The organism is Micromonospora sp. NPDC049204 (genome assembly GCF_040647935.1).
Classification (GTDB): Bacteria; Actinomycetota; Actinomycetes; order Mycobacteriales; family Micromonosporaceae; genus Micromonospora.
In genome coordinates this window covers 55,602-74,779 of sequence record NZ_JBEZDC010000023.1, presented here as the reverse complement: position 1 = coordinate 74,779, position 19,178 = coordinate 55,602, and the positions used below count along the sequence as shown (strand labels likewise).

Genomic DNA, 19,178 nt, shown 5'->3' with positions numbered 1-19,178 from the left:
ATCGGTAGGCAGGATCCTCTGGTAGCCAGGCACCGCGTCGGGCGTGGTGATCAGGGCGACGGTTCCGGGGGTCCGACCAGGGCGACGCGATGTGGGTTCCAGCCAAGGCGGCGGCGCAGTTGGTCTCGTAATCCTTCCCAGGTCAGCCGGGCGACGCCGAGACGGCCTGCAGAGCGGATCGCCGCGGCGGCGGTGCAACGGCCGTCGACGAACGGGTTCTGGATGATGGCCGCCGCGATACCAGGGTCCTCGGCGGCCACGCTGAGGACATGTCCGCCGCTGAACGACGTTCCCCACAACGCTATGCGGCGCGCGTCGACGCCGCGGAATCGCCGGGCGTAGGCGACCGCAGCACGGTAGTCGTCGCGCTGTTTGCTGATGTCAACGAGTCCGCGCGGAAGCCCGGCGCTCGTGCCCGAGTACCGATAGTCGAAGACGAGGATGGCAATGCCGGCCGCCGCGAAGCATGCGGCGATGTCGGGTAGGACCCCGCCGCGGACGCCGCCGAGGCCGTGGGCCATCACCAGACAAGGATGGGGACCGGGACCGGCGGGTTGGTAGACCCACCCGTCGCAGCGTTGGCCGGCGGACAGAAAGGAGATCTGCTCCCGGCGAGCCGCCAGATGGCTCGGTCGTGTGCTTGATGCTGAGGGATCAGCGGCCGCTGTGGGGACGCTGCGGTGAGCCCGTATGGGATCCGTTGACATGGCCACTACCATGCGACTTAATGTTGACGTGAAGTCAACCAGCCCGGGTGCACTGACCATCGGTAAAGTCGCCGAACACTTCGGGCTGGCCACCCATGTACTGCGGCACTGGGAGTCGATGGGCCTGCTAGCACCCGCCCGCGCCGAAGCCGGGCGGCGACGCTACCGCAGGGCGGACCTGTACCGGATAGCGGTGATTCTGGGTGCCAAGCAGGCCGGGTTCGCGCTCGACGACATCCGCGACATGGTCACAGCGTCGGATCCGGCCCGGCGAAAGTTGATCCTGCGCCGTCAGCGTGACGAACTCACGCAACGCATCGCTCAAGCCCACGCCTCACTCGCCCTCATCAATGGGGCGTTGGCGTGCGACCACGACGACATTGCCAACTGTCCTCGGTTTCGTTTCCTCCTCACCGAACAGGTCAACGCCCGGGCGGTCCTTCCCCCGGATGCACCGTTGACGCGATGACTCGCATCCGCGCGGAGCGCGGGCACCTAGGCACCCGCGATACACAGCGCCTTGGCCCCCTCGACCGAGATCGCGGTACTGGACGCTGTTCCGCCCGTTACAACTCGAAGATGGACAACGACCTGCAGGCGTGGGACACCAACTCGTCTCACAACGTATGGGGTACTGAGCATGAACCACCGCCTCGTTCAACCCACTGGTCGCAGGTGCAGCCGCCGTTGCGGTAGCTTCCGGAGGCTGGTTGGCATGCGACTCGCTGCGCACGGTGAGACGCACTCGGTGTACTCCTCCCACACCCTCGATGTCAGAGACGAGACGAAGGTGGCGGGGTTCGCCGACTACGTCGTCATTGGCACGGTCGGCCGCGTCGCGGACGCGCAAGAGCGGAATGCGCCCCTTCACGGTGAACAGCCCCGACGTTAAGGCCAGCGGACCCACCGGGGTGTAGACGAGATCCGCAGCGCCCAGCAGAGTCACCGCTCTTACCGCGTCTCGGGCAGCGGCCGCACCGCCAGCGCAAGATACGTCGGCCGCTGTTCCGTGGTGACTGCGGTGATCCGCATCGGATCAACCGTTGTCGGCGGTGCAGCACCCGTCGTCGCACCCGCTGGCTTCCCCGCCTGCGGCGGGGGAGCGCAGGGCGGCGCCGGGGGTGCAGCAGGTGTCGCCGCGCCAGGCTTCGCGGCCTTCCTTGACCGCGACCGCGGCGATGATCAGAGCGGCGGTGGGGTCGGCCCACCACCAGCCGAACAGCGAGTTGACCGCGAGCCCGACCAGCAGCACCGCCGAGAGGTACGTGCACAGCAGGGTCTGTTTGGAGTCCGCGACGGCCGACGCTGACCCGAGTTCGCGGCCCGCGCGGCGTTGTGCGGCCGACAGGACCGGCATCACCGCCAGGGATGCCGCGGCCAGGGCCAGGCCGATCGTGGAGTGTTCTGCGCGGTCGGCGCCGACGAGCGCGCGCACCGATTCGATGGACACGTAGGCGGCGAGGGCGAAGAACGACATCGCGATGATCCGCAGCGCGGTGCGTTCCCGGCGTTCGTGGTTGGGGCCGGAGAATTGCCAGGCCACGGCGGCGGCGGAGGCCACCTCGATGACGGAGTCGAGCCCGAACCCGATCAGCGCGGTCGAGGACGCCATCCTCCCGGCGCTGATGGCGATGACCGCCTCGATCACGTTGTAGGTGATCGTCGCGGCGACGAACAGGCGTATCCGCCGGATCAGGGTCGAGCGGCGGGCCGGCGACGGGCTGAGCGACACGAGCGAAAGTGGCGCGTTCATCAGCAGCACCCCTCGGACTCGGCGGCCGGGCAGGCGGCCGGATCGACGGCTAGGACCAGACCGAGCAGGTCTCCGAGGGCGTGCGCGAGGCGCGCGTCGGCCAGTTCGTAGCGGTTGCGACGGCCTTCGGGTACAGCGACGACGAGCCCGCAGCCCCGCAGGCACGCCAGGTGGTTGGACAGGTTCTGCCTGCTCGTGCCCAGCAGGTCCGCGAGTTCTGCCGGATAGCCGGGCCCCTCGCGCAGCGCGAGCAGGAGCCGGGCGCGGACCGGGTCGGACAGGGCGTGACCGAAGCGGGCCAGAACCTGTCCGTGCGTGAGCGTCTCCACCACCCGACGATACATCACCGGGTGAATAAACAGACTGCTGAACCGTTTGGCCGCAAGTCTTGACGAAGCCCGATCAACTCATCTTAGTATGCGCATGTGAGCATGATTCCTGGTCTGGTTGGCCAGCACGACACCGACGGCGCGACGAACACGGTGAAGGAGACCCACTGATGGGCCACGACCACGGCCACAGCCATCAGGTGACGGCGACCGGGCAGCACCGCCGAGCCTTGGCCGGAGTGCTCATGGTGTCGGTGGTGATCTTCGCTGTCGAAGTCGTCGGCGCGGTCATCACCGGCAGCCTCGCGCTGCTCGCCGACGCCGGGCATGTCCTCGCTGACGCCGGCGGTGTCGCCCTCGCACTCGGCGCGGCCATGCTCGCCGCCCGCCCGGCGTCCGGGCGGCGCACCTTCGGCTGGGCGCGAGCGGAGATCCTCGCCGCGGCCGTCAACGGCCTGATCCTGGCCGGGATGGGCGTCTACGTCTTCGTCGAAGGCGTCCGGCGGCTGTTCGAACCGGTCGACGTGCGACCCGGTGGCATGGCCGTCTTCGCCGCGATCGGTCTGGTCGGCAACCTCGTCGGGGTGGCGTTGCTCTACCGGGCCCGCGACGCGAGCCTCAACCTGCGCGGCGCGTTCCTCGAGGTCGCCACCGACACCGCCACGTCCGTCGGTGTCCTCGCCGCCGCCGCGGTCATCGCGCTGACCGGCTTCACCCGCGCCGACGCGATGGTGTCCCTGCTCATCGGCCTCGTCATCGCCCCACGCGCGCTGCGGCTGCTGCGCGACGCGGTCAACATCCTGCTCGAAGCCGCCCCCGCCGAGGCCGACCTCGAACAGATCCGCCAGCACATCACCGACGTCGACCACGTCCTTAGCGTGCACGACCTGCACGTCCACACCGTCACCTCGGGACTGCCCGTCCTCACCGCGCACGTCGTGGTCGACGACTCCTGCTTCCACGACGGCCACGCCCCACAACTCCTCGACGCCCTGCAAACCTGCCTGGCCGGGCACTTCGACGTCGAACACAGCACCTTCCAACTCGAACCGGCCAGCCACGCCGACCACGAACACCCCACCCACCCCTAACCGAGACGCACCACCTACAGCCGACCGCCCGACAACGGCCGGCAAATCCCGCACGCCCTCAACCACCCCTGAACGAAGGGCAGCCACTCATGACCGTGACAAACGGGCGGCGACACCGCTGGGCCCTGGCCGGACTGACCGTCGCCGTCGTCGCCATCGGCTTCGACATCACCATCCTCAACGTCGCCCTGCCCACTATCGCCACCGACCTCACCGCCGACACCAGCGCACTGCAATGGATGGTCAACGCCTACGTCCTGCTCTTCGCCGGCCTGCTGCTGCCCTTCGGCGCGCTCACCGACCGCTACGGCCGCCGCCGCGGCCTGCTCCTCGGCCTGGCCGTCTTCGCCGCCGCGTCCGTCGCCGCCGCCTGGGCCGACACCACCACCCAGGTCATCGCTGCCCGCGCCGGACTCGGTGTCGGCGCCGCGCTCATCATGCCGACCACCCTCGCCTCCCTCACCGCACTGTTCACCGGCGCCGACCGCGCCCGCGCGGTATCCGTGCTCGTCTCCGGCATGGGCGTCGGCATCCCGCTCGGCCCGATCATCGGCGGCTACCTGATCGAGCATTTCTGGTGGGGCACCATCTTCCTGATCAACCTGCCCATCGTCGCCGTCGCCGCCATCGGCGTCGCCGTGTTCCTGCCCGAGTCCCGCGACCCCAACCCACCGCGCCCAGACCCCGCCGGCGCCGTCCTGTCCACCGTCGGGCTGGTCGCGTTCGTCTACGCCGTCATCGAAGCCCCCGAACGAGGCTGGACCGCGCCCACCGTCATCGCCGCGCTGATCGCCGCCGCGACGCTGCTCACCACATTCACCTGGTGGGAGCTGCACAACCCGCAGCCCTTGATCGAACTTCGGCTGTTCCGTGATCGGCAATTCCGGTGGGGCTCCATCACCGCCACCCTCGCCAGCTTCGCCCTGTTCGGGCTGTTGTTCGTCGCACCCCAGCACCTGCAGTTCGTCCTCGGCTTCGACGCCCTCGACACCGGGTTGCGGCTGCTGCCCCTCATCGTCGGCCTCGTCACCGGCGCCGGCATCGCCACCCGTCTCACAACCCGTACCGGTCACCGCGCGCCGATCGTCGCCGGGCTCGTCGTCACCACCGTCGGACTGCTCATCGGCGCCCTGACAAACGCCGGCAGCAGCTACGGATTCATCGCGACCTGGTATGCGATCGTCGGCTTGGGGATCGGCGCCATCCTCGCCCCGGCCATGGACGCGGTGCTGGCGGTCATGCCACCCGAGCGCTCCGGAGCCGGCATCGCCATCACCATGACCATGCGCCAGACCGGCGGTGCTCTCGGCGTTGCCCTGCTCGGCAGCCTGCTGTCCGCCACCTACCGCGACCGCATCGACACCAGCGGCCTGCCGGCGCCAGCCGTCGACGCCGCGACACATTCGATCGCCGGCACGATGGCCGTCGCGGACCGTCTGGGCCTACCAGTGCTCGCCGACGCTGCGGGCCGCGCCTATGTCAACGCCATGGTTTACGTCCTTCTTGCCTGCGCCGTCGTGGCCGCGCTCGGTGCCGTCGCGGCCATGCTGTTCATGCCCGCTCGAGTAGACGATGGCGCTACCGACTCCGTCGGGGTGGACTCGAGCGCGGGCACCGGCTGATGTAGGCGGTGGTCAGAGTTGCGCGCAGCCAAAGCCGGCGCGCCAGTCGTTGCCTGGGCACAACGGCCCTCACGGCAGCGTCGACGACCCAGCCCGCGCCCACAGCCCGCCTTAGCCGACCATCCTCCTGACATACGCCTTCTCAAACTTCAGGTTGAGGACCTGCTGCTTCCCTTGTCTCTCACTTAAGAAGGGGACGCGCGTGTGTTGCCGTAAACGCCTGGTGAAAATTTGCGGGGCCGATGGTTGCCCTGGTCAGGACCCGCCTGCCGAACGGGGCGCGTACATGATCAGGGCGACGCCGATCAGGCAGATGCCGGCGCCGATGATGTCCCACCGGTCGGGCCGGAATTTGTCGACGATCACGCCCCAGGCGAGGGATCCGGCGACGAACACGCCGCCGTAGGCGGCGAGGATGCGTCCGAAGTTCGGGTCGGGTTGGAAGGTGGCGACGAATCCGTACGCGCCGAGAGCGATGACTCCGGCGGCGATCCACCACAGGCCGCGATGTTCCCGCCAGCCCTGCCAGACCAGCCACGCCCCGCCGATCTCGAACAGCGCGGCGACGACGAACAGCAGGATGGAGCGGACGACGGTCATCGGTGGACCGTACCGGCCTGCCAGTGGCCCGCGATCACGCCGGTGACCCGGTCGAACAGCTGCAGCCGCGCCCGCCGACGCAGCCGCCGCGGTGGGAGCGACGGCTCGCCCACCACCAGGCACCCCCGGCGAGGGTGGCGAGGGCGATAGCGATACCGGGCATCCACGCGCCAGCGGCGGCCCAGCCGGCGCCGGACAGGATCCCGGCGGCGAGCAGCAGCGGAACGGCACAGCACGCCGCGCAAGCTAGCCCCGCGAGGCCGGTCAGACCGAAGGGCAGCCCTCGTCGCGCCGGGGCGGTGATCTGGTCAACGGGTTTCGGCATCGGGGACTCCTCTGACGGCGATGGTGGCGAACGGGATGGGGCAGCACGGCTGCCCGGCGCACGCGACGAGGTCATCGCAGCCAGCGTCCACCGCGGCGCGCAGGGTGCCGGCGATGACCTGCAGGTCGGCGATCTTCGCCTCGACCTCGGCGAGTTTTGTTTGGGCGCGGACCCGCAGACCGGTGTCGGGGTGGCGGCCGTGGCGGTGTTGGCCCGCGTCGAGCAGGTCGGCGACCTCGTCGAGGGTGAACCCGAGACCCTGCGCCGCCTTGATAACTCTCAGCACGGTGACCGCTTCGGCGGGGTAGAGGCGATGCCCGCCCAGGGTGCGGTCCGGTTCGGCGAGCAGTCCGCGGCGCTCGTAGTAGCGCAGGGTCTGCGGGTTCACTCCGGCCGCGGCGGCGACCTGGCTGCTGCGCAGCCCGCTCACGCCGTCAACCCGGCGGCGGCCCGTTGCGCGAGCGCGTCGAGGACGTCGACGTACGCGGCCGGCACCTGCACGTCGAGGCGCAGAGTGCCAGCGTCGGCGGCGAGGGTGAAGGTGAAGAAGGAGCAGCAGGAGCTTTCGCGGTCGGTCAGGTCCCGGGCGGTCGTCTCGGCGGCGGAGTCGAGACGCCACCGCAGGTCGGTGGGGGACAGCCGTTGCTGCTCTCGCAGGGCGGTGGCGAACAGGTCGTCGAACTCGGCCAGCCGCAGCGGCCGTTGCACGCTCGGCAGGGTGCACGCCTCGGGCACCCATGCCTGGTTATCGCTGCTCATACCCATGACGGTAAGCCTGTACCTAGGTACCGGATGCAAGTCCAAGCGCGGCGATTCAACGGATACGTCCGCGGCGAGGGCAGAGAACGACAGCGCGATGACGTGCAGCGCGGCGCGTTCGCGGCGTTCGCGGTCCGGTCTCGAGAACTGCAAGGCCACGGCGGCGGGGGCCACCTCGATGACGGAGTCGAGCCCGAACCCGATCACCGCGGTCGAGGACGCCATCGTCCCGGCGCTGATGGCGATGACCGCCTCGATCACGTTGTCGGTGACGGTCGCTGCGACGAACAGACGCACCCGCCGGATCAGGATCGAGCGGCGGGCCGGTGACGGGCCAACCGACACCACCGGCAGGGGCGCGTCATCTCGTCGTCTTCGCCGCAGCGCCGACCAGGAGTACCGCGCCAGGGCCGACCTTTCGGCCGTATGTCATCCGCGCCTGGGTCCCTCGACGCCGGCAGACGTGGAGCGGCGACTGATTGAAACGGCGGCAGTGCCTTAACCGCTAACCCCAGTCGTCGTGTCGCGCCGATGCCCGGCTTATGCAGTTGGCGATACGGGGTTAGCGTGGGGCCGAGGCGGGTCAGTCGCGCGTCGCGCCGAGGGATCTGGGTGGTCGACATCGTGGACATGTTTGCGTTCAAGACTTCAGCCGGCCTGCTGGAGACACCGGTCGGGGTCGTCGGCTCTTGCCGGGTCGAGGTCCGGTGAGCGCCGTCGAGGTTTTGGTGGTCGGGGCGGGGCCAACCGGACTGGCCATGGCCGGGCAGTTGGCCGCCTTGGGTGTGCGGGTCCGGGTGGTGGACCGATCTCTCGACCGGGTGCAGGAGTCCCGTGCCCTGGCGATTCAGCCCCGCACTCTGGAGGTCCTCGCCCGTCTCGGGGTGACTGACGAGATGACGGCCGTCGGGAACCGCGCGGTGCGGCTGTGTCTGCACGCGCGGGGGCGGGCGCGTACCGTGCCACTGTTCGATTTGGGACTGTCCGGCACCGCGTATCCGTATCTGCTGTTCCTGTCGCAGGCGGAGACCGAGCGCATCCTGGGTGAGTACCTCGCGGCGGTGGGGCTTGACATCGAACGGGCTGTCGAGCTGGTGGGGTTGGACCGTGCCGTCGACGGTGCGGTGGCGACGCTGCGGCACGGGGACGGCCAGACAGAGAGGGTGACGGCCCGGTACGTGGTGGGTTGCGACGGCGCGCACAGCGCCGTGCGGCGCCTCGCCGGAATCGGCTTCGAGGGCGCTGCGTATCCGCAGACGTTCGTCCTAGGGCCTGTTTCATAAGAACTGGTCGGCCTGCGGCGGGCCCGAACGACGACCGGCGGCGTTGCGGTTTCGTCCGGATACAACACCGGTATCCGGACGAAACCGCGCCTTGCCGGATCGCCGCCCGGACTCGGCCTCGGCTCGACCGCCCTTATGAAACAGGCCCTAGCGGACCTGGAGGCCGACGGCCTCGACACGGGGACGGCGCACGTCTTCTTGTCCGAGCGGGGAATGCTGTTCTTCTTCCCACTCGGCCACCCGACCACCTGGCGATTGCTGGTCATGCGGCCGCCGGCCGAGGTGGCCTCACCAGACGCCCCAGTCGCCCTCGACGAGGTGCAGGCACTCGCCGACACCTACACCGATGCGACGGTGCGCCTGCGTGATCCTGTCTGGATGACCAATTTCCGGCTGCACCACCGCGCCGCCACCCACTACCGGGCCGGGTCGGTGTTCCTGGCCGGCGACGCCGCGCACATCCACAGCCCCGCCGGCGCGCAGGGCATGAACACCGGCATCCAGGACGCAGTCAACCTCGGTTGGAAGCTCACCCAAGCCCTGCGGGGCGACGCTGACTCGACGCTGCTGGATACCTATGAGACGGAACGGGCGCCAGTCGGCAGGATGGTGCTGCGCTTCAGCGACCGGGCGTTCACTGTCGCGACGTCCACCAATCCGGCCGTCCGGTTCGCTCGGACCCGGATCGCCCCCGCTCTCATCCCGGTCGTGCTCGCGTCGCGGTTCGTGCGGGCCTCCGCCTTCCGGACGGTTTCGCAGCTGGGCATCACCTACCGGAACAGCCCGCTGTCAGTGGAAGGGCCGCGCCCGTCACGCAGCGGTCCGCGGCCCGGAGACCGGCTGCCCGACGCCCCGCTGCCCGGCACGGGAGACGCCAGCACGCTGCATCGGCTCACCTCCACGCCCGGATGGCACCTGCTGCTGTGCGGACCCTCAGCTGCCTGGCCTGCCGGCGACACCGCCCGATTCGCCCGGGGCTACCTCACTGTGCATTGGTTGACCGAGCCCGACGCCGTCGGAGAGGCCCCGACGTCCGCTGCTCAGGCGTTGCGGCGGTTGGGGTTCGGCACGGGCGCTAGTGGCGTGTTACTGGTCCGTCCCGATGGGCACATCGGCTACCGGGCTGGTGGCACCGACCTGACCGGGCTGTTCGCCTACCTGGACCGCTGGCTCGGCTCCTAACCCCGCCCCCCGCTGCTGTCAACGGGCGTACTGCGCTGGAGCAGCGACGGTGCGGCGGCCGAGGTCAAGGGGCAGCCGGTCGACGAGCGTCGCGCCCCGCCGGCCGATAGCCCGTCTGTCAGGGCGGTACTGCCGGAAGTGGTTTCCTGAGGGCTGGGTGCTTTGGCTTCCCAATGCTGCTACTCGAGGCCAAGGCGCCGACGGCGGGCAGCGATTCGACGGGTCAGGCAGCAGGGATGAGTTCGGCGAGGAGTTTCTCCACGCGGCTGCGGATCTCGTCGCGGATGGGGCGGACGGACTCGACGCCCTTGCCGGCGGGGTCGTCGAGCTTCCAGTCCTCGTAGCGCTTCCCGGGGAAGACCGGGCAGGCGTCACCGCAGCCCATGGTCACGATGACGTCCGAGGACTCGGCGGTGGCGTACTCGAGGAGCTTTGGGCTCTGGTCGGTGATGTCGATGCCGACCTCGTGCATGGCCTGCACGGCAGCCGGGTTGACGGTTTCTGCGGGGGCGGAGCCGGCGGAGCGGACCTCGACGGTGTCGCCGGCGAGGTGGCGCAGCCAGCCGGCGGCCATCTGGGAGCGGCCGGCGTTGTGCACGCAGACGAACAGGACGCTGGGCTTGTCGGACATCAGGAGCCTTCCTTGCAGTACGGGGTCGTGGGGCCGGTGGAGCAGCGCCTGGTCAGGGAACCCAGCGAGGTGCCGGCGGGGTCGCTGTTGCGGTCGAGTAGCTGGTAGTGGCCGGCGGGCCGGCGTGGATTGACCAGGCCCCGGTGTGCCTCGTCGTTCTGCGGCACGGTGTTCACGTGCGAGGGTTGAGCGCTGGATCGCGCTCGCCGGTCGGGACGACAACCTGGTCGGCGGCCTTCCCGGCGTCGGGGTAAAGGGCGGCTAGGAGGCAGATGCCGATGGCGAGGCCGACGAGTTGGGCGAGGACGAAGCCGGGTACGGAGGCCGGGGCGATGCCGGCGAAGGTGTCGGTAAACGCCCGCCCGATCGTCACGGCCGGGTTCGCGAACGAGGTGGACGAGGTGAACCAGTACGCCGCGCCGATGTAAGCGCCGACGGCGGCGGGGGCGACCGGCGCGCGACCGGAGCGGGCGAGGGCGAAGATCAGCAGGATCAGCCCAGTGGTCGCGACGACCTCACCGAGCCACAGGTGTCCGGCCGCGCGGTCCTTGCCGGCGAAGTCGACGGCGGCCAGGTCGAACATGAGGTTGGCGAGGATCGACCCGCCGATCGCCCCGAGGATCTGGGCGGCGACGTAACCGGCGAGGTCACGGCTGGTGAGGCCGGTGCCGGCGCGGCGGCCGAGGAACCAGTCCGCGGCGGAGACGACCGGGTTGAAGTGCGCCCCGGAGACCGGGCCGAAGATCAGGATCAGGGCGCCCAGGGCGAACGCGGTGGCGACCGAGTTCTCCAGCAACTGGAGCCCGACATCGTCGGGGGAGAGGGTGGTGGCCATGATGCCGGAGCCCACCACGGCGGTGACCAGCAGAGCGGTGCCGGTGAACTCGGCCAGCAGGCGCCGCCGGAGTGCGATGGTCATCAGTCTGTTCTCTTCCATTGCAGTGACGTCCCGGAGCAGGGTCTGGGCGGGGTGCGGTGATTACCGGTTCGCGGGGACGTTGAGGTCGTCGAGCAGGCGGCGGACGCGGCGTTCTATCTCGTCACGGATGGGCCGGACGTCGGCCAGGTCGAGGCCGGCAGGGTCGTCGAGGTCCCAGTTTTCGTAGCGGGTGCCGGGGAAGACGGGGCAGGCGTCGCCGCAGCCCATCGTGACCACCACGTCGGCGGCGCGGACGACCTCGTCGGTCCAGGGCTTGGGAAACTCGTCGGAGATGTCGATGCCGCGCTCGGCCATCGCGGCGACCGCCGCGGGGTTGACCCCGATTCCTGGTTCGCTACCGCCGGACCAGGCGACGGCGTTGGCGCCGGCGAGATGGGTGAAGAAGCCGAGCGCCATCTGAGAGCGACCGGCGTTGTGGGTGCACAGGAACAGCGCCACCGGGAGGCCGTCGTGGTGGTACCCCTCGACGCGGGCAAGAGCCTGCAGGCGCTGGCGGGCGAAACGCTCGGCCAGCAGGGGCAGGTAGTTGGGGACACTCCCGACAGTGGCGAACTGGTCGTAGCTGGCGTGCAGAAACCGCTCCACAGTTTCGGTGCCGTAGGTGCCGTCGAACTCGGCGGCGAGGCGGGCGGCGGCGGTGCGCAGAGCGAGCTGCTGGTCGATGGAGAGGTCTTCGCGCAGGTACACGCTGGTGTCAGTCATGGCGGTCTCCCGAACTCATGGCGGGGGTGATGACGGGGGCGACGCGGTCGATGCGGGCGGCGAGGTCGGCGAACGCGGCCTCGAACGCGGCGTCGGTGTCGACGCGAACCGGGTCGGGCACCGACCAGTGCAGCCGGGGCCGGACCGGGCCGCTGAGTTCCTCGTGGGCGTTGTCGCAGACGGCGATGAGCAGGTCGTCATCGCGCACAATGTCCGTGACGTGCGCAGTGCCGGCCACGTCCAACTGCAGCCCATGGCGGTGAGCCACGGCGACCGCGCGCGGATGAACCCGCTCTGCGGGCTTCGTTCCGGCGGACGCCGCCGAGGTGTGGGTGCGGTCGGACCAAAGGGCGGCGGCGAGCTGCGAGCGGGCCGAGTTGTGGGTGCAGACGAAGACCACCCGACTCACGCCGGTCAGTGGCGCTGGCGTCAGCGTGGCCAGGGCCTCGGGTCGCAGGCGCAGGTAGGTGCGACGGCGATCCCCCTCGGACCGGCCGCGGACGACCAAACCGGCTTCGCTGAGGACCTTGACGTGGTGGGCGACCAGATTCGTCGGCATCCCGAGGTCGTGGGCGATCTCGCCGGGAGAGGCGTCGCCCAGGATAAGCGCGTCGACGACCGCCAGGCGCGCAGGATCACCGAGCGCGGCGTGGATCCGGGCGCGCGCTTGCAGGGATACAAACTCAGTAGCCATTGACTCAACTATCACTGAGCAATCGCGATGTTGTCAAGTGACGACGAGTCAGCGGGCGGTGTGGAGCGCTATGGGTGCACGCGGCTGGCGGAGGTTGGGCCGAGAGGCTGCTTCTCCTGGGCCTGAAGTGGCTGTTCTTCCAGGTGATTCGCGCCGGGGGCGATGGGCTCGACAAGAGGAGTTGGCGCCTCGACTCGGCCGTGAGGCTGCGGTCAGCAGCAGGTCATGAGGTACGACTGCAGCTCGGCCAGCGCCGCGACAGCGCCGTCGCGGTCGGCGCGGTAGTGCACCGTCTTCCCCTTGCGCCGCGAGGTCACGATCCGACCCCGGCGCAACGGGGTCAGCTGCTGCGACGCCGTCGCCTGGCTGATGCCGGCGCGCTCGGCGACTTCCCGACGGACAGCTCAGCGTCTCGGGAGAACAGCATCATGATCCGCTGTCGCGTCGGGCTGCCCAGAGCCTTGAGGAACTCCTGCGTGTCCGGCGCCAGCCCGGTCGGCCCGACGCCGGGCGCGACCGCTGCGGACACCGCAGACGGCGTCATCTGGGCGGACGGTACGAACGAGCCGGTCGACGCGGTGCTCTTCGCGACCGGCTACCGACCGAACCTCGACTACCTCGCCCCGCTCGGAGCCCTGGATGACGGGATGCCCTGCCTGTGGGGGGTGTCTCCACGACCCACCGGGGCCTGGTCTACCTCGGGTTGGAGTTCCAGCGGTCGTTCTCGTCGAACACCCTGCGCGGCGCCGGCCGCGACGCGGCACACGTCATCGCCGCACTCGCCAATGATGGACTGGTCGATTCGTGCGCCACCTTGGGGCCGCTCTGATCAGTCGATCTAGGCGGCTGGTTGGGTCAACAGTGAGAGTCGCCAGAGGCTCGGGCAAACTTATTATCGCCAACAAGGGCTATCATCGCGGTGTGGCGATGAATGCGGATGGGTGTATGACTGCTGCGGTGTCAGCCGGGATGACGCCGGCGGTGGCGCTGTTTCGTTCTCTGGCTGACGAGACTCGGCTGCGGATCGTGGCTCGGCTCGCCGCGGGTGAGGCTCGGGTGGTGGATCTGACCGGTGAGCTGGGTCTGGCTCAGTCGACGGTGTCCAAGCATCTGGCTTGCCTGCGTGACTGCGGCTTGGTCGACTATCGCACCGAGGGCCGGCAGTCGTTCTACGCACTGACCCGCCCCGAGCTGATGGACCTGCTTGCCGCTGCCGAGGGTGTGCTCGCCGCGACCGGTGCCGCCGTCGCGCTGTGCCCGGCTTATGGCGCCGACCCGGCGGTGGTGACGCGGTGAGCGCTCCGACTCCGGTGGCGCCGAGCTCGGCGCGGCGGGCGCAGCTCAACCGGCGCAGCCTGCACCTGGCGTACGCGACTGCTGGCTACAACGCCCTCGAAGGCGTCGTCGCGGTCGCGGCCGGGGTGGCGGCGTCGTCGACGGCCTTGCTGGGCTTCGGCTTGGACTCCTTCGTCGAGGTGTCCAGTGCGCTGGTGGTGATCTGGCAGTTTCGCTCTCGCGTACCCGAGAGCCGCGAGCGGCTGGCGCTGCGGATGATCGCCGTGTCGTTCTTCGCCCTGGCCGCCTGGGTCACCGTCGACGCGGTGCGCTCCCTGCTTGGCAGTGAGCAGGCCGAGACGTCGCCGGTCGGCATCGGCATCGCCGCCGTCTCCGTCATCGTCATGCCGATGCTCGTCTGGGCCAAACGGCGCACCGGCCGCGAACTCGGCTCGGCCACCGTCGTGGCCGACTCCATGCAGACCATGCTGTGCACGTACCTATCGGTGATCGTGTTGGTTGGGCTGCTGGCCAACGCCGCTCTTGGCTGGTGGTGGGCCGATCCGGTCGCCGCGCTGGTCATCGCCGTCGTCGCTGTGCGTGAGGGCATCGAGGCATGGCGCGGTGAGCAGTGCGACGACTGCGCCCTGCCTGCCGTTGGCGGTGACAACGACGGTTGTGGGTGCGAGCCCGGCTGCACCGACGCCTGCTGTGCCAGCCAAGCGAACCGGTGACCCACCCGGTCGGCCCGGCCGCGGTCGGCCCGGCCGGGCCACGAGGTCCGTCCAGGAGACGAGGGTTACGGGCGGTCCGGAGGCGGTCCAGGCAGCTGAATTTAGCGGATCGCGGCACCGCCGGCAGCTATGAAGCGGTCACCGGTTCGACGGTGAGCAGCGCTGCGAGTTGGCGCAGGACCGCCGGTCGGGCCCGGTAGTACACCCAGGTGCCGCGCCGCTCGGAGTCGACGAGGCCGGCTTCGCGCAGGCTCTTGGGGTGATGCGAGATGGTCGGGCCGCTGAGGTTGAAGGCGGGGGTGAGGTCACACACGCACGCCTCGCCGTTGTCGGCGGAGGCGATCATCGACATCAGCTGCAGGCGGACCGGGTCGCCGAGGGCCTTGAAGGCCGGCGCGAGCACCGCGGCGGTCTCGGCCGGCACGCGGTGCTGCGCCAGGGGCTGGCAGCAGAACGCCTCGGCGGTCACGTCGGCGAGGGTGAGAGACGCAGCTTGCTTCGACATTCCTCTAGGTTGACATCCCTCTAATCAACGTGCAACTCTCTGTTTCGACGGACGTCAAGACAGTGGGAATGGAGGCGATCATGCTCAGGCTCACGCGCCGACAGAGGGCATCCGCGACCGGTGTCCGATTTTGCGACTCCTGCGCCGAGGTCAGCACCGCCGAGCAGCGCGCCCAGCGGCGCTTTGACGCGGCACGGGCCGCCTACGCGACCTTCGGTCGATGATCGCCGCCTGCGGTTGGTAGGCTTCATCGCCTATCGGCGATAAACGATGAAGGGGCGGTGGGGTGGCCGAGCTACTCGATCGGACGACGGCACAGACATACGCGTCGTGGTTCCGCGCGCTGGCCGACCCGACCCGGGTGCAGATCGTCGAGTACCTGGCCCGCCAGGCTCAGGCGATGAGCGTGGGGGAGATCGTCACCGCGATTGGCCTGGCGCAGTCCACCATCTCCCAGCACCTGAAGATCCTCACCGAGGTGCGATTCGTCCTCGTCGACCCGGTCGGCACCGCCCGTCGCTACCGGATCAACGACGCCTGCGTCGACTGCTTCCCCTCCGCCGCGGACGTGGTCATGGGTCGACCCGCCCCCAGTCCGAACGGAATCTGCTGATGGCCGACATCACCGTGCGCCCCCTGCGCGACGACGACGCCGAGCGGGTCCTGGGCATCTACCAGGCCGGACTTGACGCCGGCAACGCCAGCTTCGAGGCGACCGCACCGACCTGGTCGGCGTTTAACGCGGCGAAGCTGCCCGCGCACCGCTTCGTTGCGGTCGACGCGGATGACACGGTGCTCGGTTGGATCGCGGTCGCACCCACCTCGGCCCGCGCGGTCTATGCCGGGGTGGTCGAGCACTCCGTCTACGTCGACCCTGCCGCGCAGGGCCGTGGCGTCGCCCGGCTGCTGCTGGACACGCTGATCGTCTCCACCGAGGCCGCTGGCATCTGGACCATCCAGTCTGGAGTGTTCCCCGACAACGCCGCCAGCCTCACCCTGCACCAGCGGGCCGGCTTTCGGGTCATCGGCGTGCGCGAGCGGGTCGGTCGCCACCACGGCCGCTGGCGCGACGTCGTCCTGATCGAGCGGCGCAGTCCCGTCGTCATCTGACCAACCCCGACCTGCACCAGTGTGTCCCGCTTACCTCCATGATTCGACAGTTGTCAACACAGAGGAGTTTGATCGATGAGCACCCTGAACGAGCTGCCCGTCGTGGTCATCGGCGCCGGCCCGGTCGGCTTGGCCGCCGCCGCGCACCTGCACGAGCGGGGCATCGCCTTCACCGTCCTCGAAGCCGGCGACACTCCCGGCGCCGCCGTGCGGCAGTGGGGTCACGTGCGGGTGTTCTCCCCGTGGCGGTACAACGTCGACCCGGCCGCCCGCCGCCTGCTCGACGATGCCAGCTGGGTCGCCCCCGACCTGGAGGCCCTGCCGACCGGAGCGGAGCTGGTCGGCGACTACCTTCAGCCCCTCGCGCAGCTGCCGCAGCTCAAGCCGCACCTGCGCTACAACACGCGGGTCGAGGCGGTCAGCCGCCTGGGCCTGGACCGGCTGCGCACCGCTGGCCGTGAGTCCACGCCGTTCCTGATCCGCCTCGCCGACGGCGAGGAACTCCTCGCCCGTGCGGTGATCGACGCGTCCGGCACCTGGGGCACCCCGAACGTCCTGGGCGCGTCCGGCTTGTCGGCCCGCGGTGAGAGCACTGTCGCTGCGTTCTTGGAGCACGCGTTGCCCGATGTTCTCGGCGCGGCCCGGGATCGCTTCGCCGGCCGGCACACCCTCGTCGTCGGGGCCGGCCACTCCGCCGCGAACACGCTGCTGTCCCTGGCCGAACTGGCCGAAGCCGCACCGGGCACCGAGGTGACCTGGGCGATCCGGACGACCTCACCGTCGCGCACCTACGGCGGCGGGGACGCCGACGCGCTGCCCGCCCGCGGCGCCCTGGGCTCACGGCTACGCGCCCACGTCGACGCCGGCCGGATCCGGCTGCTCACCGGCTTCTCGGTGCACGCCCTCACCCCGACCGACGGCCGGGTCAGTGTGGTGGTGCGCCATGCCGACGGCAGCGAGGAGTCCATCACCGTAGACCGGATCGTCGCCGCCACCGGCTTCCGCCCCGACCACTCGATCGCCGCCGAGCTGCGCCTGGACCTCGACCCGATCATGGGCGCCACCCGCGCCCTCGCGCCGCTGATCGACCCGAACGAGCACTCCTGCGGCACTGTGCCGCCGCACGGAGTGAACGAACTCGCTCACCCGGAAACCGGCTACTACGCCGTCGGCATGAAGGCCTACGGCCGGGCCCCGACGTTCCTCATGGCCACCGGCTACGAGCAGGTCCGCTCCGTCGTCGCCGCCCTCGCCGGCGACTGGGCCGCCGCCCGCGACGTCCAACTCGACCTACCCGAAACCGGCGTCTGCAACAGCAACCCCGCCGACACCGCCACCGGCGATAGCTGCTGCGGGCCGGCGCCCACCGCCGAACCCGCAGCGCGCGGACTCGCCACTGGCATCTCCGGCGGGCTGCTGTCCACACCGTTGAACCTGGTCACCCTCGACGCTGCGCCCTCCGGCGCTCAGGCCGGCGGCTGCTGCAGCTGATGCCCACCACCGCGACGGTGCCCGCCGACACCACAGTCGGCGGGCACCACGCCCACGGCTGGCGAATCGTCGCCGCCCTGGCCATCACCTCCACCGTCGGCTACGGCATCCTCTACTACACCTACCCGGTCCTGCTACGCCCGATGGCCGTGACCCTCGACGCCTCCACCACCGCCGTCACCGGCGCGCTCACCGTCTCCGTGCTCGCCGGCGCCGTCATGGCCATCCCGGTCGGCAGGTGGCTCGACCACCACGGCGGGCGCGCGCTGATGACCATCGGGTCCATCGCCGCCACCGCCCTGCTCGTGGCCTGGTCCCAGGTGCAGACCATCGGCCAGCTCTACGCCGTCATGATCGGCATCGGCATCACCGGCGCGATGGTGCTCTACGAGCCAGCCTTCGCCGTCATCATCGCCTGGTTCACCCCCGACCGGCGCGCCACAGCCCTACTGGCCGTCACCATCGTGGCCGGCTTCGCCAGCACCATCTTCATGCCCCTGACCGGCCTGCTGGCCGCGCACCTCGGCTGGCGCGGCGCGCTGCTCGTCCTCGCCGTCATCCACGGGCTGCTCACCGTGCCGCTGCACGCACTCACCATCCGCCGACCCCGCACATGGGCGGCGCCGACACCTGCTGACCCCAACCCGCCGGGCCACGCCCAGCGGCGAGCGATCGTCAAGGCCGCGATGCGCGACGCCCGATTCTGGATCCTGACCGCAACGTTCATCGCGCAGGGCGCGGCCACCAGCACCATGACCGTCCACCTCGTCGGCTACCTGATCAGCCGCGGCCACCCCGCCACCTTCGCCGCCACCGCCACCGGCCTGCTCGGCGTCCTGTCCGTCACCGGCAGGCTCGTCCTCACCGCCGCCCGCCGACACCTACGCGTCACCACGATCGTGGCCGCCGTCTTCGCCACCCAAGCCGCCGCCATCCTCACCATGCCCCTGCTCGCCGACACCCGCACCGGCGCTGTCATCACCGTCGTGGGCTTCGGGCTCGGCTTCGGCATCACCAGCCTCGCCACCCCAGCCCTGCTCGCCGACCGCTACGGCACCACCGCCTACGCCAGCGTCGCCGGACGCCTCGCCGCCCCCGTCACCATCGCCAAAGCCACCGCACCCCTGGCAGCAGCCGTCCTCCTGCACACCACTGGTGGATACATGCCGCTGCTCGTCGTCGCCGCCACCTGCTGCGCGCTTGCCGCCATCGGCATGACCACCCGAGCGAAAGCTCCTGCGCCACAACCCTCCACCGTCCAGGGCTGAAGCGATCAACCAGTGCGCCGGACCGAGCCTGGGCTGAGCCTTGCACCGGCGGCGCCGCAGATCGTCGTGAGTTCGATGACTAGCCTGCTCACCCAGCGGCGAATGCCGTCCGGACAGCCCTGACGACGGCGTTCTTGTGGGCCGGCGCGCTCTTCCGAGTCTGTGCCCCGTCCGAAA

Annotated in this window: 24 protein-coding genes and 3 pseudogenes; 13 read left to right on the top strand and 14 right to left on the bottom strand. The window is 70.1% G+C overall.

Annotated elements, in window-relative coordinates; translation table 11 throughout:
* Positions 1-50: 50 nt before the first annotated feature.
* The gene (locus AB0A90_RS31850) at positions 51-707 is read right to left on the bottom strand and encodes an alpha/beta hydrolase (protein ID WP_357255076.1); all 657 of its coding nucleotides are present in this window, start codon (positions 705-707) and stop codon (positions 51-53) included.
* Here AB0A90_RS31850 and AB0A90_RS31845 point away from each other — a divergent pair.
* A complete protein-coding gene (locus AB0A90_RS31845) occupies positions 706-1,176 on the top strand; it encodes a MerR family transcriptional regulator (protein ID WP_357255074.1) in 471 nt (156 codons plus the stop codon). The genes AB0A90_RS31850 and AB0A90_RS31845 overlap by 2 nt on opposite strands.
* A 567-nt stretch (positions 1,177-1,743) precedes the next feature.
* On the opposite strand, the gene AB0A90_RS31840 is transcribed toward AB0A90_RS31845, so the two are convergent.
* A complete protein-coding gene (locus AB0A90_RS31840; RefSeq protein ID WP_357255072.1) occupies positions 1,744-2,460 on the bottom strand; it encodes a cation transporter in 717 nt (238 codons plus the stop codon).
* Positions 2,460-2,804, bottom strand: a complete 345-nt coding sequence (locus tag AB0A90_RS31835; protein WP_357255070.1) for a metalloregulator ArsR/SmtB family transcription factor — start codon at positions 2,802-2,804, stop codon at positions 2,460-2,462. The genes AB0A90_RS31840 and AB0A90_RS31835 overlap by 1 nt, the downstream gene beginning before the upstream one ends.
* Positions 2,805-2,959: 155 nt before the next feature.
* On the opposite strand from AB0A90_RS31835, the gene AB0A90_RS31830 reads away from it, so the two are divergent.
* Positions 2,960-3,880 carry a cation diffusion facilitator family transporter gene (locus AB0A90_RS31830; protein ID WP_357255068.1) on the top strand — a complete coding sequence of 307 codons (921 nt, stop codon included), beginning with the start codon at positions 2,960-2,962 and terminating at the stop codon, positions 3,878-3,880.
* A gap of 89 nt (positions 3,881-3,969) precedes the next feature.
* Positions 3,970-5,502: an MFS transporter gene (locus AB0A90_RS31825; protein WP_357255066.1), complete on the top strand. Its 1,533-nt coding sequence runs from the start codon at positions 3,970-3,972 to the stop codon at positions 5,500-5,502.
* 255 nt (positions 5,503-5,757) lie between these two features.
* Here the strand turns inward: AB0A90_RS31825 and AB0A90_RS31820 are convergent, their stop codons facing one another.
* The 4 genes and pseudogenes from AB0A90_RS31820 to AB0A90_RS31805 form a co-directional block, all read right to left on the bottom strand.
* Positions 5,758-6,102, bottom strand: coding sequence for a YnfA family protein (locus AB0A90_RS31820; RefSeq protein WP_355005396.1), 345 nt, complete (start codon positions 6,100-6,102; stop codon positions 5,758-5,760).
* A gap of 308 nt (positions 6,103-6,410) precedes the next feature.
* The gene (locus AB0A90_RS31815; protein WP_357255064.1) at positions 6,411-6,857 is read right to left on the bottom strand and encodes a MerR family transcriptional regulator; all 447 of its coding nucleotides are present in this window, start codon (positions 6,855-6,857) and stop codon (positions 6,411-6,413) included.
* Complete coding sequence (locus tag AB0A90_RS31810; protein ID WP_357255061.1) at positions 6,854-7,186, bottom strand: hypothetical protein; 333 nt, start codon at positions 7,184-7,186, stop codon at positions 6,854-6,856. The genes AB0A90_RS31815 and AB0A90_RS31810 overlap by 4 nt, the downstream gene beginning before the upstream one ends.
* Positions 7,187-7,231: 45 nt before the next feature.
* Positions 7,232-7,540, bottom strand: a pseudogene (locus tag AB0A90_RS31805) (cobalt transporter); the annotation flags it as partial.
* Positions 7,541-7,893: 353 nt separating this feature from the next.
* Between AB0A90_RS31805 and AB0A90_RS31800 the strand changes: the two are divergent.
* The 3 genes and pseudogenes from AB0A90_RS31800 (at position 7,894) to AB0A90_RS31790 (ending at position 9,651) form a co-directional block, all read left to right on the top strand.
* Positions 7,894-8,469, top strand: coding sequence for an FAD-dependent monooxygenase (locus AB0A90_RS31800; RefSeq protein ID WP_357255059.1), 576 nt, complete (start codon positions 7,894-7,896; stop codon positions 8,467-8,469).
* A 135-nt stretch (positions 8,470-8,604) separates the two neighbouring features.
* Positions 8,605-9,093 (top strand): annotated as a pseudogene (locus AB0A90_RS31795) (FAD-dependent monooxygenase); the annotation flags it as partial.
* Entirely contained in the window at positions 9,076-9,651 is a 576-nt protein-coding gene (locus AB0A90_RS31790; RefSeq protein ID WP_357255117.1) for a hypothetical protein, read from the top strand. The pseudogene AB0A90_RS31795 and the gene AB0A90_RS31790, both read left to right, overlap by 18 nt.
* A 223-nt stretch (positions 9,652-9,874) precedes the next feature.
* Here AB0A90_RS31790 and AB0A90_RS31785 read toward each other — a convergent pair whose 3' ends face one another.
* The 6 genes and pseudogenes from AB0A90_RS31785 to AB0A90_RS31760 form a co-directional block, all read right to left on the bottom strand.
* A complete protein-coding gene (locus AB0A90_RS31785; protein WP_357255057.1) occupies positions 9,875-10,282 on the bottom strand; it encodes an arsenate reductase ArsC in 408 nt (135 codons plus the stop codon).
* A complete protein-coding gene (locus AB0A90_RS31780; protein WP_357255055.1) occupies positions 10,282-10,458 on the bottom strand; it encodes a hypothetical protein in 177 nt (58 codons plus the stop codon). The genes AB0A90_RS31785 and AB0A90_RS31780 overlap by 1 nt, the downstream gene beginning before the upstream one ends.
* Before the next feature lie 35 nt (positions 10,459-10,493).
* Positions 10,494-11,201, bottom strand: a pseudogene (locus AB0A90_RS31775) (MIP/aquaporin family protein); the annotation flags it as partial.
* 60 nt (positions 11,202-11,261) lie between these two features.
* On the bottom strand, positions 11,262-11,924 hold the full coding sequence (locus AB0A90_RS31770; RefSeq protein ID WP_357255052.1) for an arsenate reductase ArsC: 663 nt from the start codon (positions 11,922-11,924) through the stop codon (positions 11,262-11,264).
* On the bottom strand, positions 11,917-12,618 hold the full coding sequence (locus AB0A90_RS31765) for a helix-turn-helix domain-containing protein (RefSeq protein ID WP_357255050.1): 702 nt from the start codon (positions 12,616-12,618) through the stop codon (positions 11,917-11,919). The genes AB0A90_RS31770 and AB0A90_RS31765 overlap by 8 nt, the downstream gene beginning before the upstream one ends.
* Before the next feature lie 340 nt (positions 12,619-12,958).
* Positions 12,959-13,162 carry a hypothetical protein gene (locus AB0A90_RS31760; protein ID WP_357255048.1) on the bottom strand — a complete coding sequence of 68 codons (204 nt, stop codon included), beginning with the start codon at positions 13,160-13,162 and terminating at the stop codon, positions 12,959-12,961.
* Positions 13,163-13,276: 114 nt separating this feature from the next.
* Between AB0A90_RS31760 and AB0A90_RS31755 the strand changes: the two genes are divergently transcribed.
* From AB0A90_RS31755 to AB0A90_RS31745, 3 genes are all read left to right on the top strand, one after another.
* The gene (locus AB0A90_RS31755; RefSeq protein WP_357255046.1) at positions 13,277-13,447 is read left to right on the top strand and encodes a hypothetical protein; all 171 of its coding nucleotides are present in this window, start codon (positions 13,277-13,279) and stop codon (positions 13,445-13,447) included.
* Positions 13,448-13,545: 98 nt separating this feature from the next.
* A complete protein-coding gene (locus AB0A90_RS31750) occupies positions 13,546-13,914 on the top strand; it encodes a metalloregulator ArsR/SmtB family transcription factor (RefSeq protein WP_357255114.1) in 369 nt (122 codons plus the stop codon).
* Positions 13,911-14,627 (top strand): cation transporter, encoded by a 717-nt coding sequence (locus tag AB0A90_RS31745; protein WP_357255045.1) that lies wholly within the window; start codon positions 13,911-13,913, stop codon positions 14,625-14,627. Before AB0A90_RS31750 ends, AB0A90_RS31745 begins: the two co-directional genes overlap by 4 nt.
* 127 nt (positions 14,628-14,754) lie before the next feature.
* Here the strand turns inward: AB0A90_RS31745 and AB0A90_RS31740 are convergent, their stop codons facing one another.
* The gene (locus AB0A90_RS31740) at positions 14,755-15,132 is read right to left on the bottom strand and encodes a metalloregulator ArsR/SmtB family transcription factor (RefSeq protein WP_357255043.1); all 378 of its coding nucleotides are present in this window, start codon (positions 15,130-15,132) and stop codon (positions 14,755-14,757) included.
* Between the two features lie 286 nt (positions 15,133-15,418).
* On the opposite strand from AB0A90_RS31740, the gene AB0A90_RS31735 reads away from it, so the two are divergent.
* The 4 genes from AB0A90_RS31735 to AB0A90_RS31720 all read left to right on the top strand — a co-directional run bounded on the left by AB0A90_RS31735 (position 15,419) and on the right by AB0A90_RS31720 (position 19,001).
* Positions 15,419-15,745, top strand: coding sequence for a metalloregulator ArsR/SmtB family transcription factor (locus tag AB0A90_RS31735; protein WP_357255041.1), 327 nt, complete (start codon positions 15,419-15,421; stop codon positions 15,743-15,745).
* Positions 15,745-16,242, top strand: a complete 498-nt coding sequence (locus AB0A90_RS31730; RefSeq protein ID WP_357255040.1) for an N-acetyltransferase family protein — start codon at positions 15,745-15,747, stop codon at positions 16,240-16,242. Before AB0A90_RS31735 ends, AB0A90_RS31730 begins: the two co-directional genes overlap by 1 nt.
* A gap of 75 nt (positions 16,243-16,317) precedes the next feature.
* On the top strand, positions 16,318-17,733 hold the full coding sequence (locus AB0A90_RS31725; protein WP_357255038.1) for an FAD-dependent oxidoreductase: 1,416 nt from the start codon (positions 16,318-16,320) through the stop codon (positions 17,731-17,733).
* Positions 17,733-19,001 carry an MFS transporter gene (locus tag AB0A90_RS31720; protein WP_357255036.1) on the top strand — a complete coding sequence of 423 codons (1,269 nt, stop codon included), beginning with the start codon at positions 17,733-17,735 and terminating at the stop codon, positions 18,999-19,001. Before AB0A90_RS31725 ends, AB0A90_RS31720 begins: the two co-directional genes overlap by 1 nt.
* Positions 19,002-19,178: the final 177 nt, after the last annotated feature.

Coding starts and splice junctions, on each gene's coding strand:
- AB0A90_RS31825 (WP_357255066.1), top strand. CDS start 3,970: ATGACCGTGACAAACGGGCGGCGACACCGCTGGGCCCTGGCCGGACTG.
- AB0A90_RS31725 (WP_357255038.1), top strand. CDS start 16,318: ATGAGCACCCTGAACGAGCTGCCCGTCGTGGTCATCGGCGCCGGCCCG.
- AB0A90_RS31835 (WP_357255070.1), bottom strand. CDS start 2,804: ATGTATCGTCGGGTGGTGGAGACGCTCACGCACGGACAGGTTCTGGCC.
- AB0A90_RS31790 (WP_357255117.1), top strand. CDS start 9,076: ATGGTGCTGCGCTTCAGCGACCGGGCGTTCACTGTCGCGACGTCCACC.
- AB0A90_RS31820 (WP_355005396.1), bottom strand. CDS start 6,102: ATGACCGTCGTCCGCTCCATCCTGCTGTTCGTCGTCGCCGCGCTGTTC.
- AB0A90_RS31720 (WP_357255036.1), top strand. CDS start 17,733: ATGCCCACCACCGCGACGGTGCCCGCCGACACCACAGTCGGCGGGCAC.
- AB0A90_RS31770 (WP_357255052.1), bottom strand. CDS start 11,924: ATGACTGACACCAGCGTGTACCTGCGCGAAGACCTCTCCATCGACCAG.
- AB0A90_RS31750 (WP_357255114.1), top strand. CDS start 13,546: ATGAATGCGGATGGGTGTATGACTGCTGCGGTGTCAGCCGGGATGACG.
- AB0A90_RS31830 (WP_357255068.1), top strand. CDS start 2,960: ATGGGCCACGACCACGGCCACAGCCATCAGGTGACGGCGACCGGGCAG.
- AB0A90_RS31765 (WP_357255050.1), bottom strand. CDS start 12,618: ATGGCTACTGAGTTTGTATCCCTGCAAGCGCGCGCCCGGATCCACGCC.
- AB0A90_RS31850 (WP_357255076.1), bottom strand. CDS start 707: ATGTCAACGGATCCCATACGGGCTCACCGCAGCGTCCCCACAGCGGCC.
- AB0A90_RS31785 (WP_357255057.1), bottom strand. CDS start 10,282: ATGTCCGACAAGCCCAGCGTCCTGTTCGTCTGCGTGCACAACGCCGGC.
- AB0A90_RS31760 (WP_357255048.1), bottom strand. CDS start 13,162: ATGACGCCGTCTGCGGTGTCCGCAGCGGTCGCGCCCGGCGTCGGGCCG.
- AB0A90_RS31840 (WP_357255072.1), bottom strand. CDS start 2,460: ATGAACGCGCCACTTTCGCTCGTGTCGCTCAGCCCGTCGCCGGCCCGC.
- AB0A90_RS31845 (WP_357255074.1), top strand. CDS start 706: ATGGCCACTACCATGCGACTTAATGTTGACGTGAAGTCAACCAGCCCG.
- AB0A90_RS31810 (WP_357255061.1), bottom strand. CDS start 7,186: ATGAGCAGCGATAACCAGGCATGGGTGCCCGAGGCGTGCACCCTGCCG.
- AB0A90_RS31730 (WP_357255040.1), top strand. CDS start 15,745: ATGGCCGACATCACCGTGCGCCCCCTGCGCGACGACGACGCCGAGCGG.
- AB0A90_RS31740 (WP_357255043.1), bottom strand. CDS start 15,132: ATGTCGAAGCAAGCTGCGTCTCTCACCCTCGCCGACGTGACCGCCGAG.